We start from the raw sequence: 17,138 nt of genomic DNA, 5'->3' as shown, positions 1-17,138 counted from the left end.
GCCATCCCCTTTTCTAATTTCTGACCAAACAGATCAGCTATCGCGCGTTTCGCCCACGCGTGCCGCCAGAGCGGCACCCATGAAGGCATCGAGATCACCGTCAAGAACACCTTGGGTGTCCGAGGTTTCGACGTTGGTGCGCAGGTCTTTGACCATTTGATACGGCTGCAAAACATACGACCGGATCTGGTGACCCCAGCCGATATCGGTCTTGGCATCTGCCAGCGCCTGAGCCGCAGCCTCGCGCTTTTGCAGTTCCAGCTCGTACAGACGTGCACGCAGCATCTTCCACGCTTGTTCGCGGTTCTGATGCTGCGAACGGCCTGCCTGACACGCCACAACCGTATTGGTCGGAATGTGGGTCAGTCGGACAGCCGAGTCCGTCTTGTTGATGTGCTGACCACCCGCGCCCGAAGCACGGTAGGTGTCCGTGCGAACATCGGCAGGGTTGATGTCGATCTCGATGGTGTCATCCACCACAGGCGAGACGCCGATCGAGGCGAATGAAGTGTGGCGCTTGGCTGCCGCGTCATAAGGGCTGATGCGGACAAGACGGTGCACGCCCGATTCCGACTTCAGCCAGCCATAGGCGTTCGGGCCCTTCACCAGAATGGTGGCGGACTTGATACCGGCTTGTTCACCCGCTTCTTCCGCTTCAAGCTCGACTTCGTAGCCGTGGGCTTTGGCCCAACGCGAGTACATGCGCAGCAGGATACCGGCCCAGTCGTTCGACTCGGTACCACCGGCACCCGAGTTCACTTCCAGATAGGCATCATTACCGTCGGCCTCACCCGAAAGCAGCGCTTCCAGTTCGGCGCGCGCAGCACGCTCCTTGATGCCACGCAGCAATACGCGAGCTTCTTCGAGAGCGGCTTCATCGCCTTCTTCGTCGGCCATTTCAGCCAGCATCAGGCCGTCTTCCAGATCGCGTTCCATCTGTCTGACGGTATTGATCTGGCCTTCCAGACGCGAACGGTCGCGGCTGACAGCTTGGGCTTGTTCGGGATCGTCCCAAAGCGTCGGGTCTTCAACGCGGGCGTTAAGCTCGTCGAGCTTTCTTAGAGCGACATCCCAGTCAAAGTCGCCTCCTGAGCAGAGCAACGCTCTGCTCGATGTCGGCCTTCATGGCCTCGACATCCAGTCTCATCGCAAACTCCTACGCGATTTACGGTCCCTCGGCGCGGCGCGCACGAGGATCGAAAGATAACGGCGCACTCGTGAGACGAATGCGCCGTGTTGAGGGTCTAACTAATGCGTCAGTACAATCCGCTCAAGTCCTCAGGGACTTCCTTGCGCGGGGGCGTCGCAGGCGTGGCCGGCGCTTGGGTCTGAGCCGGTGCCGCAGGCGCATTATTCTGCTCGCGAGCAATGACATCGTTGTAGGCTTGCGGACCGGTCGGCTCGACACGCACCGGATCGGCGCGGACGTTACGCTCGGTGCCCGGACGGAAGGCTTCTTCAATGCCGTTCACGGTCTTGAAGATCGCATTCTTGGGACGGACAAGCGGACGGGCCGGACGCGAGCGTAAGGCCGTTTCCATAAACTCGCCAAAGATCGGCACGGCTGCCGACGCACCGGCTTCCCCTGAACCCAGCGAGCGGTTGTCGTCAAAGCCGACGAATACGCCGACGACGATATCCGACGAGAAGCCAACGAACCATGCAGAGCGATACTCATTGGTCGTGCCGGTCTTGCCGCCGACATTCGGGCCCAGGCCGCGAACGCTGGCAGCGGTGCCGCGCTGAACAACGCCTTCCAGCATGGAGCTGATTTGGTACGCCGTGATTGGATCGATCACCTGCGTTCCGCGCGGCTCTAGGCGAGGAGATTCCTGCCCTGAGAAGCTACGCGAGCATTCGCGGCAGGCACGACGGTCCGCACGGTGGATGGTCTTGCCATAGCGGTCCTGCACCACCTCGATGAGATACGGATCGACGCGACGGCCGCCGTTCACAAAGGCCGAATAGGCTGCGGTGATCTGGTAAGGGGTGGTTTCCCCTGCTCCCAACGACATGGCGAGGTTAGGCTGCATGTCGTCCACTACGCCCATGCGCTTGGACAGGTCGACGATGCTCTTCATGCCAACAGCCTGCGCCAGACGGACAGTCATGACGTTGCGCGACAGTTCCAGACCACGGCGCAGGGTTTGCGGGCCATAGAAGCGACGCGAATAGTTCGACGGCGTCCAAGGCTTGCCGCCCGGACCGCCAGGGAAGCTGATCGGAGCATCCAGAACAATCGACGCTGGCGTGAAATCGCCCTCGAGCGCGGCGGCGTAAACGAACGGCTTATAGGCCGAACCCGGTTGACGGCGTGCTTGGGTGGCGCGGTTGAAGCTGGACAGCGCGTACGAATAGCCACCGACCATTGCTAGTACGCGGCCCGACTGCGGTTCAATCGCCACCAGCGCCCCATTGACGGCAGGCACCTGACGCAAGGCGAACTGGCCGCCGGAAGGCTCAACGAAGATCAGGTCACCGCGCTTGAGCGGTTTGCGCGAATTGTTGGACCAAGCCACGTCCGCGGCCAGAAGGGTGCCGCTGCGCTGTTCTTTTGCGGTTCTCACGCGAACGGTGCTGCCTTGCACGCTTTCGACGGCAGCGGCTTCCCAGGTGCGGCGCTCTGGCGGCGTTTGGCGGCGCAAGGCTTCTTCTTGCCAGCCATCGGCAAAATCGGTTTCGCCCCACGCACCGCGCCAGCCGTGGCGGCGGTCATAGTTTTCCAGACCGCGCATCAGGGCCACGCGAGCAGCCGACTGCAGTTCCGGATCAAGCGTCGTACGGAGATAATAGCCGCCGCGGTTGACCTCTTCCTGACCGAACATGGAAATCGCCCGACGGCGGGCTTCTTCAACGAAGAAGTCGGCATCGGCATATTCAGCACGGCGCGGAGCGGCCCGGGCGTTCAGAGGACGTGCCTGAGCGGCGTCGCGCTGTTCGGCCGTGATAAAGCCGGCATCCTCCATCTGGCCCAGCACCCAGTTGCGGCGACCGATAGCGGCTTCGGTGCGACGACGCGGGTGATAATTGGACGGACCTTTGGGCAAGGCCGCAAGGAAAGCCGCCTCTTCCAAAGTCAGCTGATCCAGCGACTTGCCGAAATAGTTATAGGCTGCAGCGGCAACGCCATAGGACCGATAGCCGAGGTAGATTTCGTTTAGATATAGCTCAAGCAGTTGCTCCTTGGTCAGAACCGTCTCCAGACGGGTCGAAAGGATTGCTTCCTTGAGCTTGCGGTTCAGCTTGGTTTCGTCGCTGAGCAGGACGTTCTTGGCGACCTGCTGGGTGATGGTCGAGCCACCTTCCAGCCGATTGCCTGACAGAACGTTGAACACGTTCTTGAACATGGCACGCCCAACGCCTGAGACATCCAGACCGCCATGGTTGAAGAAGCTGCTGTCTTCGGCCGCGAGGAAGGCGTGAACAACCTGATCAGGAACCTGATTATAGGTGACGTAGATGCGGCGCTGTTCGGAGAACTCGCCGATTAGAGTGCCATCACCGCCATAGACACGGGTAGCCGTGGCCGGACGATAATCGGCCAGCTCTGCAGCATCCGGCAGATCGTGAATGACGTAAGCCGCGTAAACGGCAACAACCACACCTGCGGCTGCGACGGCCCCCATCAGGGCTGTACCAGCCCAGACGAACCAGCGATCGGCTATTTTCACCATGCACTCCGCACCCGGTCTTAACGGGATAAATCCTAGCCTGAGCCGCCTCCCGCGCATAGGGCGCCAGAGACACGAACTTCCTTAGCCGCGTTCCTTAAGCAGACGCGCCTTGTCGCGCTGCCAGTCGCGATCGGCCGTTGCCTCGCGCTTGTCGTGGTTTTTCTTGCCCTTGGCCAAGGCAATTTCCAGCTTCGCCTTGCCGCTCTCGTTCAGGTACAGCCGCACCGGAATGATGGTGCGGCCATCGCGCTGGACCGCCGAAGCCATCTTGTCGATCTGGCGACGATGCAGCAGCAGTTTGCGGTGGCGGCGCGGCTCGTGATTGAACCTGTTGGCCATTTTGTAGGGCGGGATATCGGCATTGACGAGCACAAGCTCGCGTCCCTCGACCGCAACATAGCTTTCGGCAATGTTCGCGCGCCCGTCGCGCAGCGCCTTGATCTCGGTACCCAGCAACTGGATTCCAGCCTCGATATGGTCTTCGAGGAAGTAGTCGTAGCGAGCGCGCCGGTTCTCGGCGATTGTCTTTTGCTGTGGCGCTTGTTCGGCCATTAAACGATCCCGGCTGCCGACATTGCGGCGTCAATATGCGGACGGACCTCGTTGCGGGTCTGTACCAGAGGCAAACGCACCTCTTCCGAACAGTATCCCAGCTTCGACAACGCATATTTGGTTGGCGAGGGCGAGTTATCGAGGAACAGCCCCTTATGCAGACCGATCAAGCGATCCTGCCAGCTGCGGGCCGTTGCCAGATCGCCAGCTTGAACTGCATCGTGCAGAGCCACCATACCTTCGGGAGCGACATTCGACGTCACCGAGATCACGCCGCAACCGCCTTGAGCGGCATAGCCGAGATAGCTCGGATCATCGCCAGAGATCAGGTCGAAAGTACCTTCGATATTGGCGCGCATCCAGCTGACGCGCGACAGATCGCCGGTGGCGTCCTTGATACCGACGATGTTGGGGTGCTTGGCCAGTGCCGCAACCGTTTCGTTAGCCAGATCAACGCCCGTGCGTCCCGGCACATTATACAAAAGCACCGGGATCTGGACAGCATCGGCCATCGCTTCGAAGTGGGCCCGCAGGCCGGCTTGCGATGGGCGGTTGTAATAGGGCGTCACCGCCAGCACGCCATCCGCACCGACAGTCTTTGCGAACTGCGACAGCTCGATCGCCTTTTCCGTCGAAGACGAGCCCGCTCCGGCAATAACGCGAATACGGCCAGCGGCCTGCGCAACGCACATTTCAACCACGCGTTTATGCTCGTCGAGGTGCAGGGTAGCACTCTCGCCGGTGGTCCCCATCGGGACAACGCCGTGCACGCCAGCAGCAATTTGGCGTTCCAACAGTTTTTTAAACGCCTCTTCGTCCACGTTTCCGTCACGAAGAGGTGTGATCAAGGCGGTGATCACGCCCTTGAACAAATGGGCGATCATGGAAAAACTAACCTGTGCGGAGAATGAGCGGATGAGCCGCTCGTTATCTTGATGGGGCCAAAGGGTATTTCGCCAATGGCTCTACCGCAACAAGTAGATGAATGAGGACGAAGAAGCTGATGATCGCGACGACCCTCGCAGCCGCCCTGGCGGTCATGGCCCCCCCGACTCAAGACGTGATCAACAGCGTCCCGGCCGCCTATAGTTCCCAAACGGCGGGCTCTATCAGCCCGTCAGATCAGTCGCTGGTACAGCAAGGGCTGGCCGCAGCGCGGGCACGTGATGTTGTCCGCACCCAACAGATCATGGCATCGATCAATGATCCCGCCGCACGTAAACTCGTCGAATGGGCATTGGTGGATACGTCGGATCGTCAGATGTCGCCCTCCGAAGTCCTGCGTGCAGAGTCGGACCTCAAGGGATGGCCGCGAGCCGAATCACGTCGCGCCGCTGCCGAGCGTGCACTGAGTGTCACAGGTCTGAGTCCCGAGGCCACTCTGGCATTCTTCGCAGAAGAACAGCCACGTACCGTCCATGGTGCCATCGCCTACGCAGGCGCATTGGAGCAAGCAGGTCGCCGCGAAGATGCCCAGAACCTCATTCGCAACTGGTGGCGTCAGGAATCGTTCGACGCCGCTGAGCAGGACCGAATTCTCTCTCGCTGGTCCGGCTGGCTGGCGACCGACGATCATGTTGTACGCCTGAACACCTTGCTGAGCGGCCCGCACGGCCCTGCTACCCGCGCGATGGTTAATCTGGTGCCCGCCGACCGTCAGGCTATCGCCAATGTGGTGATGAACCTGCGCACCGCATATGCGCCAGACAGTGTCATTGCCAGTCTGAGCCCTCAACAGGTGACCGATCCCAACGTTGTGCTGGAGCGTGTGCGGCTGTTGCGCGCCGCAAACCGTCAGAGCGAAGCGTTCGACCTTCTGCGCTATCTGCCCCCTGCGCCCAAACATACCGACGGTCAAAACACGCTTTGGAACGAGCGTCGTAACCTGTTCCTCGACGCGCTGCGTATGGGAAATAATCGAGCCTCCTACGACGCGTTTGCGGGGCACGGCTTCTCGTCTGGCGAGCGCTCGGTTGACGCCGAGTTCTTTGCCGGTTGGGCTGCGCTGGTCAAACTGAACGATGCGCGTCGCGCCGAGCAGCATTTCGAAACCCTTCGCAATATCTCCCAGACCCCCATCACTCAGGGACGGGCACTCTATTGGCTGGGCCGTGCTGCAGAAGCGCAGGGCGACCGCGCTCGCGCTCAACAGTTCTATGCCGCCGGTGGCCAGCATTGGCAGACATTCTATGGTCAACTTGCCGCCGAGAAAGCCGGCACCCAGACCCTGACCCTGCCTGGCGAACCTGACCCGACGCCTGAAGATGTCGCGCGTTTTGAAAGCTATGAGATGGTGCGGGCTACCCGTATCCTCGGCCAGATGGGCGAACAGCCGCTAATGCGCGTCTTCGCCTATCACCTCGATGACACCCTACCCCTGCCCTACGACCTGTCGATGCTATTCGATCTGGTCAAATCCTATGGTGACCAGTTCGGTGCCATGATGGTCGGGCGCGCCGCCAGCGGCCGAGGCTTTATCATGCCGGAGCGGATGTATCCGATCCAACTGCCGCAACAGGTACCAGGCATGGCACCGGCTGACTTTACGCTGGCCATCACACGTCAGGAATCCAGCTTCGATCCGGGTGTGCGTTCACACGCCAATGCTCGCGGTATGATGCAGATGCTGCCCAGCACGGCCTCGGCAGTGGCGCGTCGTATGGGGCAACCCTACAGCGATGATCGCCTGTGGGACCCCAACTACAATATGACTTTGGGCAGCTATCACCTTGGCGAACTGCTCAACAACTTCGGTCAGTCGCCGTTGCTGGCCGCGGTCGGATACAACGCAGGACCCGCACGTCCACCCCAATGGACTGCACGCTGTGGTGACCCGCGTCAGGCACAGGTCGACCCGCTGGACTTCATCGAGTGCGCGCCGATCACCGAGACGCGCAACTATATGATGCGGGTGATGGAGAATATGCAGATCTACCGCGCCCGTCTGAATAACGGCTCGGCACAGCTCACGCCGTCTGCAGACCTTGCGCGCGGTACTCCGCCCAACGCAGGACCTCGTTCATACAGCCAGTAACGAGGGGTTCAATCCTACAGTCGACGGGTCGCCAAAAGCGGCCCGTTTTCTGTTTCTACCCACTGGCCCGCGATCTTGAAATGGTCCCGCAGCACATCCACGGTCAGAGCCTTTAGCGGTGCAGCGTCTGCGACGACCCTGCCCTTGGCTATGACGACGACGCGGTCCGCAAACTGGGCTGCAGCCGATAGATCGTGCATGGTAACCACCACGGCAGACCGATCAGCTGCACGCTGACGCAGTCGCTCCAGCACCAGCAGTGAAGCGTCGGGGTCGAGCCCTGCGACAGGTTCATCGGCGATCAGCAACGGCGCATCAGTCACCAGCGCCCTAGCCAGCAGCACGCGCGCACGCTCTCCACCCGACATATCCGCCACGCCGCGATGCGCCAGATGGCCCACACCCACCAGGTCCAAAGCGCGCGCTGCACGGACCATCACATCTCCTTGCGAGAAATGAAGTCCGCCCAGTGCCGCAATCTCTATAGCGGGCAGGTTCCAGGCGATGGTCCGGTCCTGCGCCAGATAGGCGAAGCTCTCTCCCCGCTGGCGGGCCGACAGGCTTCGAATGTCGCGACCCAGGAACTGCACAGCGCCCTGACGGGGGCGTATAAGCCCCGCAGCGACCTTCAGCAGGGTGGACTTGCCCGCTCCGTTCGGGCCGCAGACTGCCACCATCTGACCGGCCTCGACCGTCATGGACGCGAAATGGAGCAGGCGCTGTCGGGCGATATCGACGCTGATGCCTTCGAGGCAAAGCAGGCTCATAGCCTCCACTCCTTCGCGGCGCGCCATGCAATCAACGCGAACAACGGCGCACCGATCAGTGCAGTGAACACGCCGAGCTTTAACTCCTGATCGGTGGGGATGAGGCGCGTCGCCAGATCGGCCAAGACCAGCATCAAACCGCCGGCAAGCGCGGAGGGAAGCAGTACCCTGCCCGGATCACCTCGAACTGCAGAGCGCACCAGATGCGGTGCGGCCAACCCGACGAAGCCGATAATACCCGCGACCGCGACCGCGGCCCCAGCCGCGACGGCAGCGGCCAGAAGTGCGCAGACCCGCAAACGGACCAGCGGTAATCCCGATGCCTTGGCGACATCTTCGCCTAGCGTCAGCATCCGCAAGCCCTGTCGGGCCAGAACCGCAAAGACGGCAGCAACGACCAAAGCCGTCGCCACCCACGCCACGTCAAACCAGCTGCGATTGGCAACCGATCCTAGCATCCACGCCATGACCTCGGCCGAGGCAATCGGTGACGGCGAGAGGTTGAAAATCAGCGCGGTCGCCGCGCCCGAGAAGCTTGATAAAGCCACCCCGAACAGGATTAGCCCCTCAGGCGCTCCCAGTCTGGCACCGACCAGCGTCAAAAGAACACCCGCTACAGCCGCACCGATAAGCGCGGACGCTTCAACCGCACCGGGGATAACGGCCAATCCGCTAACAATCGCCAGCGCCGCAGCGAAAGCGGCTGTGCCAGACACGCCGATGACGCCCGGTTCTGCCAAGGGGTTTCGCAGCAAACCCTGCATGACTGCCCCAGACAGCCCCAACGCTGCCCCTACAAAAAGCGCGCAAAGCACACGCGGCAACCGGATCTGCCACAGCACGTCGCCCTCGCCCGATGCTGGATCGGCAAATGCGTGCGCAACGCCTGACCAACCCAAGACTGTCTCACCAAAGCTGACAGCCAATAGCGACGCAGCCGCAATGGCTACAAACAGTCCCAAGGACAAATAGTGGCTACGGATCACTGTGCCGTCTCCGCCAGCGTAAGCGCCGCATCAGCGGCAAACCAGCCAGGACACGTCAATGTCGAAGCGTGAAGATCGGCGGTGTCACTGGCTGCCATCAGCGGTTTGAGCACCGGATGACGCCCCACTCCCCGCCAATCCATGAAAGCCTGCTCGAAAAAGCCCCGCACAAACATAAGTGGCGGCGTCAGAACCAACTGCTCGAGCTTTAATGCCTGATAGCCCGCAGCTTTAGTGGCATTTTTGAAGCCGGCAGCTCTCAGAATACTATCGATCAGCGTGCCCGGCCCTGCGGAAAAGCCACTGGCGGTCATATAGGTCGCACGCCTGCCCTTGCCCTGACCTGCCGCAGCGGCCAGTCGCGCGTCCATGTTGCGGATCATTTCATCACCTCGATCCGGAACATTTAGAGATGAAGCCAAATTACGGATATTGCTTCGAATACTGTCAAAGTCGCGGCTGTCTTCAATGTTGACCACCGAAACTCCACCCTGCTCCAAACGACGCAGCAGCAGCATATCTCCGCCCCAATATCGGACAACCACATCCGGCTTGAACGCGACAGCCGCCTCGAGACTAGGGCGAATGTGTTTGTGAGCGCGGGCCTGCTCGCGCAGATAGGCGTCCGCGTCATCCGAGCGCGGCGAAAGGCGCAGTTCCGCATCCGGTTTGAGAGCCAGCACAAACTGGTCGGCGCATTGGTCCAGCGACATCACGCGTAGCGGTCCCTCTGCGCCCGACGCGGTCGCAAATCCGCAAGCCAGCACGGCAACCAGACCGGCCACCCACTTCCAACGCAAACTCACGGGCAGGTCACACCCCTGACAAGGATATCGACCTGCGTTTCGATCAGGGTACGCTGGTCCTCCCAGCCGAACTGGGGCTTGGTGATGATGATCGATACCAGTCCGTGGATGCTGGCCCAAAGAACCTGCGCGAGGGCGCGCACGCGATCAGGCTCGACGCATCCTTCGACGGCAGCAGCAACACCGTTCTCGAACTTTTGGAACAATTCGGCGGCCACTTTGCGTGATACCGGTTCACTACCGTCCTCGCTGAGGATTGTCGGCGTCATGAACGCCAAGCGATAGGCATTGGCGTTTTCAAAGCCGAACTGGACATAGCCAATCATCAGACCGCGCAATCGGGCCTCGGGATCAGGCTCGGCCTCGGACATAGCCACCTGCCGCTCGAGCAGCATGGAGAATGCCCGCAGACAGATTTCGTTGAGGATTTCGGCCTTGTCCTTGAAATGCAGATAAAGAGCCGTCGACGACAGCCCCACAGCCTCGGCGATCTTGCGGATCGTTGCCCCTTCGTAGCCATGGGCGACGAAAATCTGCTCTGCCGCTGCCAGGATTTCTCCTCGCCGCGCATGGCCTTCGCCCTTTGGCTTGCGCACAGAGCGCATCTTTGGCGCGTCTTCCGTCACAGGGACCTCCGAACCTACTCACACTTATCCTAGGGGTGGAATCAATCGAGCGCCACACGGTTGCGTATGTCCAAGCTTTGCCATTAGTGTCCGCTTCCGACTTGTCTGGGGGGAGAAAGTCAGGTTGAGCGGATTTCTTCGTCCGCCGCTCAAAGTTCCATATGCTGTTGATGCGGCTAGTGGCGTGATTATCGCAATCAAGGTTGTTGGAGTTGTTGCTGCGGCTTTAGCACTCGGTCTATGGGCCCTATGGGACGCACGCTGGGGCTGGATAGTGATCACAGCCTTCCAGATCGCGCTCGTTGGGCTCGCGCTGTGGCGGGGGGCGCTTATCTTCGCGAGCTCCCAAACACAACCACGCCCGACAGAGTTAGAGAGCTGGCCCCGCTACACCATTCTCGCCGCGCTCTATAACGAGGCGGAAATCCTACCCCAGCTGGTGTCGAAGCTTGCGCTGATTGACTATCCGCAAGATGCGCTGGAGGGTTTTATCCTTCTGGAGGAGGATGATTTCCGCACCCAGGCGGTTGCGAAGAATTTGCGGCTACCTTCGTGGTTGAAAGTCGTGGTCGTCCCGCAGGGTAGCCCGAAGACCAAGCCTCGAGCGCTCAACTACGGGCTCGCCATGGCAACTGGCGAATACCTGACCATTTACGACGCGGAAGACTCGCCCGACCCCTACCAACTCAAGGAAGCGGCCAGCCGGTTTGCGAGCGATGGCGCTATGCACGCCTGTTTTCAGGCCCCCTTGCGTATTCAGCGACGTCACCGCGCAGCGGTCAAAACCGTGCTGCTGGATCGACAGTTTGCGGCTGAGTATGCGGGCTTGTTCGAGGTCATCCTGCCGGGAATGGCACGGTTTGGATTGCCGTTCCCGTTGGGCGGGACCAGCAACCACTTTCGGGTCGATGTTTTAAGGGCCGTCGGAGGCTGGGATGCCTATAACGTCACCGAAGACGCCGACCTCGGATTCCGGCTCTGGCGCGCAGGCTGGAAGCTGGGCACCATCACCTCGCCGACCTGGGAAACACCGCCCGGCCCCTTCAAGCTTTGGCTTCCCCAGCGCACACGATGGCTCAAAGGCTATCTGCAAACCCTGGCAGTCCATCTCGGCAAACCCGGATTAGGACCACGTGGCGTCTTCGCTTTTGCAACCACACTTATCGCAGGATTGGTCGCAGCCTCCATCCACGGCTATGCGCTCGCAGCCGTCACGACCCTGGGCATCTTGAGCCTATTGTCGTTGAGCCCGCCCGACGTCGGATATGGCGCCTTGTCAGTATTGATTACCGGATACTGCGCCTCATGGATGACGTGCTGGGTCGGCGCAAACCGGATCGGTATCCCCTACGGTCTGCGTGAAATCCTGATGGCACCCTTCTACTGGGCCCTGATGACCATCGCATTCTTCCATGCGCTGGTCCGGCTCGTGTTCCAGCCCCACACCTGGGACAAGACCCCCCACCTGCCCGATATCCCTGTTGCCGATCACCACACGCCTAAAGTCCGCCCCACCTATTCTGCGGCTCCCGCTGGACGAAAGGCCGCATAACGGCTTATCAGCCCAGACATGGCTCCGGTTCTTTCCCCTACTCCCGAAACCCTCGTCACCCGAGGCTGGTCGGATTACGCACTGATCGACAGCGGCAATGGCCGCAAACTTGAACGCTATGGTCGCTATACGGTCGTACGTCCCGAGCCCCAGTGCTTCTGGTCGGTCAAGGACGAGAGCAAGTTCGAGCAGGCGACCGCAATGTTCGACCCGCAGCAGGAGGAAGAAGATTCCGGCCGCTGGCGTTTCGACAAGCATGGTCCTGTTGATGCGTTTCCGCTGAAATGGCGCGACGTGAAATTCATGGGTCGGTTCACGCCCTTCCGCCACCTGGCCTTTTTCCCAGAGCAGGCTGCCAACTGGGAATGGCTGGACGGCCGTATCCGCACCCTGCAACAGCCGAAGGTTCTGAACCTGTTCGGCTATACGGGCGTGGCCTCGCTGGCGTGTGCTGCCGCTGGTGCGCACGTCACCCACGTCGATGCTTCCAAGAAGTCGGTGAACTACGCCCGCGAGAATGCCGAGCTGTCGGGTATGTCGGACAAGCCGATCCGCTGGATCGTCGAGGACGCCCGCAAATTCGTGGCCCGCGAAGTTCGCCGCGGCAGCAAGTATGACGGCATCATTCTGGACCCGCCGAAATACGGTCGCGGTGCCAATGGCGAAGTCTGGCGCCTGTTTGAGGATATGCCGGACTTGCTGAAGGACTGTGCCGCCTTGCTGTCAGACGATGCGTCCTTCCTGCTGCTGAATGCTTATGCCGCCCGTATCTCGGGCCTGTCGCTGGCGCATATGATGGCCGAGGCGACACATGATCGCGGTGGCCGCATCGACTGGGGCGAACTGGCCCTGTCGGAAGACGGCAAGGATTCCCGCGCCATCGGCCTGTCCTTCTTTGCCCGCTGGAGTGCCAAGTAATGAGCGAGCATCTGATTACCTCGCTGACCAACGACACGGTTAAGGCCGTGCGCGCCCTGCATATGCGCAAGGAACGCGAGGCCACGGGCCGGTTTCTGGCGGAGGGTCTGAAGTTCATCGGCGAGGCTCTGGATCAGGGCCGCGCTCCGGTGATGCTGCTGGTCGGTCAGGACGCCCGTCCGCACCCGATCCTCGACCGTGCCAAGGCCGAAACGAAGAAGGCGGGCGGACAGATCATCACGGTCACCCACGCCATCCTCGAAAAGATCAGTCGTCGCGATAACCCGCAGACCGTGCTGGGCGTGTTCGAGCAGGTCTATACGCCGCTGAACGACATCGATCCGTCGGACAAGCCGTGCTGGGTGGCACTGGAACAGGTCCGTGACCCGGGCAATCTGGGCACTATTATCCGCACCGCCGACTCCGCGGGCTGCGGTGGTGTGATCCTCATCGGCGATTGCGTTGACCCCTACTCGGTCGAGGCTGTGCGCGCGACCATGGGTTCGGTCTTCGCTGTCACCATCACCAAGACCAGCCGCGAAGAGTTCGTGGAATGGCGCAAGGGCTGGAAGGGCAGCGTCATCGGCACCCGTCTGGATGCCAAGCACGGCTATCGTGACAGCCCCGTCCAGCATCCGGCCATTATCCTGATGGGCAATGAGCAGGCTGGCCTGACTGACGAGCTGGCTGCGACCTGTGACGTGAACGTCAAAATCCCGATGCGTGGACGTGCAGACAGTTTGAACCTGTCCGTCGCCACCGGCGTCATGGTCTATGCCGTGACCGATGCGGCTTACGGCTCCGGTCTCTAAGCCGGCCCTAACTAGGAAATGAAGAAGGGGGAGGCTTTACGCCTCCCCCTCTGTTTTTATCCGCCCCATGCCGATCAGGGCGACGATGGTCAACAAGGCCGCTACCGACAGATAGGCGCCCACGGCGGGCAATCCGTATCGGCTGGCCAACCAGGTCGCGGCATACGGTGCAATCGATGCCCCCAGAATACCGGCAAGATTGAACGTCATCGACGCACCGGTGTAGCGAACCGCCGTCGGGAACGGGCGCGCCAGTGCGGCACCGATCGGGCCATAGGTGCAGCCCATCAGCGAGAAGCCGATGACGAAGAAGGCGATAACGCCCCAGAAACCGCCACCGAACAGCAGCGGCAGAACAAGGCCGAACAAAGCGATACCAACCGAGGCCGCCAGCAAGGTGCGACCCTGCCCCCAGCGGTCAGCCGCCAGAGCGGCAATGGGGATGAACAGCGCAAAGAAGCAGACGCCGAACAGCTGGATCGGCAGAAACTCTTCGCGGGTATAACCCAGCGCCGTGGTGCCCCAGCCCAGCGCGAAGACCGTCATCAGATAGAAGATGACGAAGGTCGCCATACCGCCCAGCGTGCCCGTCAGTAGCGCCCATTTATGGCTGGCGAACAGAGTGACCACTGGAGCCCTCTCGCGCTCTTCCTTGTCGATGGTCTTCTGGAACTCGGGTGTCTCGGTAATCTTGAGGCGCATCCACAGACCAACAATGACCAGCAGCGAACTGGCGATAAACGGAATGCGCCATCCCCAGGCCAGGAAAGCCTGCTCGTTCATAAGCTGACCCAGAACAATGAAGCTGAGGGTCGACAGGATAAAGCCGATTGGTGCCCCCAACTGCGGGAACATCCCAAACCACGCCTTCTTGCCCGGAGGCGCGTTTTCCGTGGCCAGCAGGACCGCCCCGCCCCATTCGCCGCCAAGACCCAAGCCCTGACCAAAACGGCAGATCGCCAAAAGCGCCGGAGCCAGCACGCCCACCTGTGCGTATGTCGGCAGCAGCCCAATAGCGATGGTCGAAAGGCCCATGGTCATCAGCGCAGCCACCAAGGTGGCCTTGCGCCCGACGCGGTCTCCGAAATGGCCGAATACCACTGCACCGACGGGGCGCGCGAAGAACGCGATGGAGAAGGTCGCAAACGAAGCCAGCATCGCCGTCATGGAATCGGTGCCCGGGAAAAAGAGAGCCGGAAACACCAAAACAGCAGCCGTGGCGTAGATGTAGAAATCGTAGAACTCGATTGTCGTGCCAATCAAGCTGGCGAACAAAACGCGCGCCTTTGAGTTCGATACGGGTTTATTTTGGCTGTCAGCCATCGATAATTCCTCAACAATGAGGAATTTATTTCAGAAATTTCCTCATTGCGTCAAGGATTTACGTGCCTCGCGGCTTGACCCGATTGGTGGGGGCCGCATTGGCTGGATCTTCCGGCCATGGGTGGCGGGGATAGCGCCCGCGCATCTCGGAGCGCACGGCAGCCCACGACCCCGCCCAAAAACCAGGCAAGTCTCTGGTGACCTGAACCGGCCGGCGCGCGGGTGACAGAAGTGACAGTGTAAGCGGTACGCGCCCACCTCCGATGCAGGGGTGGGTCTTCACGCCGAAAAGCTCTTGCACGCGTATCTCGACACGCGGGCCACCTTCGGCCGCGTAATCGATTGCCGCCGAGCCGAGTGGCGTAGTCAGGCGCATTGGTGCCAACTCGTCAAGCTTGCGGGTCAAATCCCAAGGGATCAGAGCGCGCAGTCCATCGGCCAGCGCTTGATCGGGCACGGATGAAAGACTTTGGGCATTGTCGAGCGCCCCCCAGAGCCAGTCCTCTCGCCGCTCGAACAGAGCATCGTCAGAGACCTCGGGCCAGACCGGATCGATCTCGTGAAGGAATGCCAAGCGCGCTCGCAATGCAGAAGCACCCTCGCCCCATTTCAATCCGGCGATGCCCTGCTGTTCCACTTCGTTGCGCAGTGCCGCTGAAATCATTTTGCGGTCTGGCGTACCGAGAACCTTCTCGTCCAGCACAATGGCTCCGATGCGTCGCTGGCGCTTCATGACCATCCGTCCGGAGGGCTCGCGGCTCAGTTGATCAACGCTTTGGATACGGTGCGCCAAGTCGGTCTCCAGCGTACGCGTATCGAGTTGCACAGCCAGACGGACTTTATCGCGAACGTCGCCACCGCCCAGTTCAGCGACCGCCAGCCATGGCACTTGTGACAGGCGTTCGCTGGCGTCCAGCGTGACACCGCGCCCTGACGACAATAAGAAGTCGCCGGTTTTGCCTTTGGCCTTGGCGATGCGGTCGGGGAAGGCCTCGCAGATCAACAGCCCCGCATCGACCTCTTCCCCCGAGCCACCGCCGGCGGCCCGTGCCCAGCGCTCTACCAGCTTCATGGCATCGCGCGCCCTCGGCGAGCGATCGCATTCAAACCCCTTCAGACGTTCTTCGACATCGACGGCAGTCCCGCCGAGGCCGGGCTCACTCAATAATGCAGCCAGTTTGGCACCGCCCGCGGCATCGCCCAGATCCGAAGCAACCGACACCATGTGCGCCAAGCGCGGTGACAACGGCATCTTCACCAGGCGCTGACCGTGTGCCGTAAGTTCGCCCTTCGGGTCCAGCGCGCCCAATCGCGTCAAGAGCTGACGGGCCTCGGCAAACGCCCCTGCCGAGGGCATATCCAACAGCGCCAGTCCCTCCGGCGAGCGCCTGCCCCAGCGCGCCAGATCAAGCGCGAAGGCCGACAGATCTGCTTCCTGAATTTCCGGCCGCTGATGCGCAACCAGTCCCCTCGTCTGCTCCTTGTCCCACAGTCGGTAGCAGACACCGGGCTGGACACGGCCCGCCCGACCTCGCCGCTGCTCGGCCGAGGAACGGCTGACCTTGACGGTCAGTAGTCGGGTCAGGCCGCTAGATGGTTCAAAACGGGGCACCCGTGAAAGACCGCCGTCGATGACAACCCGCACGCCTTCAATGGTCAGGCTGGTTTCGGCAACTGAGGTGGCCAACACAACCTTGCGTTTGCCAGCAGGAGCAGGAGCAGGATCAAGGGCGCGATCCTGATCCGCCTTGTCCATTGCGCCGAACAGACCCACCACGTCCACATTCGGATCCCGCAGCAGCTCCTTCAAACGTTGCAGAGTGCGATGGATTTCGCCCTGCCCCGGCAAGAATGCCAGGACCGACCCTTCTTCTTCATCCAGAGCCTGAAGCACGGCCCTGCACATGGCGTCCTCGAAACGCTCCGTCGGGTTTCGACCCAGATATCGCGTTTCCACCGGAAACATGCGGCCTTCGGTTTCAATGACGGGCGGGTTGTCCAGCAGTCGGGCTACACCTTCGACGTCGAGCGTAGCCGACATCACCACGATACGCAGATCATCGCGAAGGACCTGCTGACACTCTCGCG

General features: G+C 61.2%; 14 protein-coding genes. 4 read left to right on the top strand and 10 right to left on the bottom strand.

Annotated features, from left to right (window positions below; genetic code table 11):
* Window positions 1-33: 33 nt before the first annotated feature.
* The 4 genes from prfB to dapA all read right to left on the bottom strand — a co-directional run bounded on the left by prfB (window position 34) and on the right by dapA (window position 5,110).
* Window positions 34-1,147 (bottom strand): peptide chain release factor 2 gene (gene prfB, locus OB03_RS01445; RefSeq protein ID WP_242913541.1). Its coding sequence is split into 2 segments (ribosomal slippage): window positions 34-1,077 and window positions 1,079-1,147, totalling 1,113 coding nucleotides; the frame shifts between segments, so codons are not numbered across the junction.
* Window positions 1,148-1,256: 109 nt separating this feature from the next.
* On the bottom strand, window positions 1,257-3,674 hold the full coding sequence (locus OB03_RS01440) for a penicillin-binding protein 1A (RefSeq protein ID WP_242913542.1): 2,418 nt from the start codon (window positions 3,672-3,674) through the stop codon (window positions 1,257-1,259).
* Between the two features lie 81 nt (window positions 3,675-3,755).
* Window positions 3,756-4,226 (bottom strand): SsrA-binding protein SmpB, encoded by a 471-nt coding sequence (smpB, locus tag OB03_RS01435; protein WP_461342994.1) that lies wholly within the window; start codon window positions 4,224-4,226, stop codon window positions 3,756-3,758.
* A complete protein-coding gene (dapA, locus tag OB03_RS01430; protein ID WP_242913544.1) occupies window positions 4,226-5,110 on the bottom strand; it encodes a 4-hydroxy-tetrahydrodipicolinate synthase in 885 nt (294 codons plus the stop codon). Before dapA ends, smpB begins: the two co-directional genes overlap by 1 nt.
* 101 nt (window positions 5,111-5,211) lie before the next feature.
* Between dapA and OB03_RS01425 the strand changes: the two genes are divergently transcribed.
* Complete coding sequence (locus tag OB03_RS01425) at window positions 5,212-7,260, top strand: lytic transglycosylase domain-containing protein (protein ID WP_461342993.1); 2,049 nt, start codon at window positions 5,212-5,214, stop codon at window positions 7,258-7,260.
* 14 nt (window positions 7,261-7,274) lie between these two features.
* On the opposite strand, the gene OB03_RS01420 is transcribed toward OB03_RS01425, so the two are convergent.
* From OB03_RS01420 to OB03_RS01405, 4 genes are read right to left on the bottom strand one after another with little or no spacing between them, the layout of a single operon-like run.
* Window positions 7,275-8,027, bottom strand: a complete 753-nt coding sequence (locus tag OB03_RS01420; RefSeq protein ID WP_461342992.1) for an ABC transporter ATP-binding protein — start codon at window positions 8,025-8,027, stop codon at window positions 7,275-7,277.
* Window positions 8,024-9,013: a FecCD family ABC transporter permease gene (locus OB03_RS01415; RefSeq protein ID WP_427846570.1), complete on the bottom strand. Its 990-nt coding sequence runs from the start codon at window positions 9,011-9,013 to the stop codon at window positions 8,024-8,026. The genes OB03_RS01420 and OB03_RS01415 overlap by 4 nt, the downstream gene beginning before the upstream one ends.
* On the bottom strand, window positions 9,010-9,819 hold the full coding sequence (locus OB03_RS01410) for an ABC transporter substrate-binding protein (protein WP_461342991.1): 810 nt from the start codon (window positions 9,817-9,819) through the stop codon (window positions 9,010-9,012). Before OB03_RS01410 ends, OB03_RS01415 begins: the two co-directional genes overlap by 4 nt.
* On the bottom strand, window positions 9,816-10,424 hold the full coding sequence (locus OB03_RS01405) for a TetR/AcrR family transcriptional regulator (protein WP_461343021.1): 609 nt from the start codon (window positions 10,422-10,424) through the stop codon (window positions 9,816-9,818). The genes OB03_RS01410 and OB03_RS01405 overlap by 4 nt, the downstream gene beginning before the upstream one ends.
* A 145-nt stretch (window positions 10,425-10,569) precedes the next feature.
* Between OB03_RS01405 and OB03_RS01400 the strand changes: the two genes are divergently transcribed.
* Genes OB03_RS01400 through OB03_RS01390 form a run of 3 tightly spaced genes read left to right on the top strand, consistent with a single transcriptional unit; the run spans window position 10,570 to window position 13,727 of the window.
* Complete coding sequence (locus tag OB03_RS01400; RefSeq protein ID WP_248286872.1) at window positions 10,570-11,997, top strand: glycosyltransferase family 2 protein; 1,428 nt, start codon at window positions 10,570-10,572, stop codon at window positions 11,995-11,997.
* 18 nt (window positions 11,998-12,015) lie between these two features.
* Window positions 12,016-12,915, top strand: coding sequence for a class I SAM-dependent methyltransferase (locus tag OB03_RS01395; protein ID WP_242913549.1), 900 nt, complete (start codon window positions 12,016-12,018; stop codon window positions 12,913-12,915).
* Window positions 12,915-13,727, top strand: a complete 813-nt coding sequence (locus OB03_RS01390) for a TrmH family RNA methyltransferase (protein WP_461342990.1) — start codon at window positions 12,915-12,917, stop codon at window positions 13,725-13,727. Before OB03_RS01395 ends, OB03_RS01390 begins: the two co-directional genes overlap by 1 nt.
* A gap of 36 nt (window positions 13,728-13,763) precedes the next feature.
* On the opposite strand, the gene OB03_RS01385 is transcribed toward OB03_RS01390, so the two are convergent.
* Both OB03_RS01385 and hrpB read right to left on the bottom strand, forming a co-directional pair.
* Entirely contained in the window at window positions 13,764-15,050 is a 1,287-nt protein-coding gene (locus OB03_RS01385; RefSeq protein WP_242913551.1) for an MFS transporter, read from the bottom strand.
* A gap of 58 nt (window positions 15,051-15,108) precedes the next feature.
* Window positions 15,109-17,138, bottom strand: a 2,030-nt coding sequence (gene hrpB / locus OB03_RS01380; protein WP_461342989.1) for an ATP-dependent helicase HrpB, incomplete at its 5' end; no start/stop codon positions are given.

It is taken from the genome of Brevundimonas sp. GN22 (genome assembly GCF_054824005.1).
The sequence above is the reverse complement of the archived record's forward strand: the minus strand, read 5'-3'. Positions and strand labels throughout refer to the sequence as shown.

Bases quoted from the DNA above. Each gene is read 5' to 3' on its own strand.
- OB03_RS01425 (WP_461342993.1), top strand. From the start codon at position 5,212: ATGAGGACGAAGAAGCTGATGATCGCGACGACCCTCGCAGCCGCCCTG.
- dapA (WP_242913544.1), bottom strand. From the start codon at position 5,110: ATGATCGCCCATTTGTTCAAGGGCGTGATCACCGCCTTGATCACACCT.
- OB03_RS01385 (WP_242913551.1), bottom strand. From the start codon at position 15,050: ATGGCTGACAGCCAAAATAAACCCGTATCGAACTCAAAGGCGCGCGTT.
- OB03_RS01405 (WP_461343021.1), bottom strand. From the start codon at position 10,424: ATGCGCTCTGTGCGCAAGCCAAAGGGCGAAGGCCATGCGCGGCGAGGA.
- OB03_RS01395 (WP_242913549.1), top strand. From the start codon at position 12,016: ATGGCTCCGGTTCTTTCCCCTACTCCCGAAACCCTCGTCACCCGAGGC.
- OB03_RS01420 (WP_461342992.1), bottom strand. From the start codon at position 8,027: ATGAGCCTGCTTTGCCTCGAAGGCATCAGCGTCGATATCGCCCGACAG.
- OB03_RS01440 (WP_242913542.1), bottom strand. From the start codon at position 3,674: ATGGTGAAAATAGCCGATCGCTGGTTCGTCTGGGCTGGTACAGCCCTG.
- smpB (WP_461342994.1), bottom strand. From the start codon at position 4,226: ATGGCCGAACAAGCGCCACAGCAAAAGACAATCGCCGAGAACCGGCGC.
- OB03_RS01390 (WP_461342990.1), top strand. From the start codon at position 12,915: ATGAGCGAGCATCTGATTACCTCGCTGACCAACGACACGGTTAAGGCC.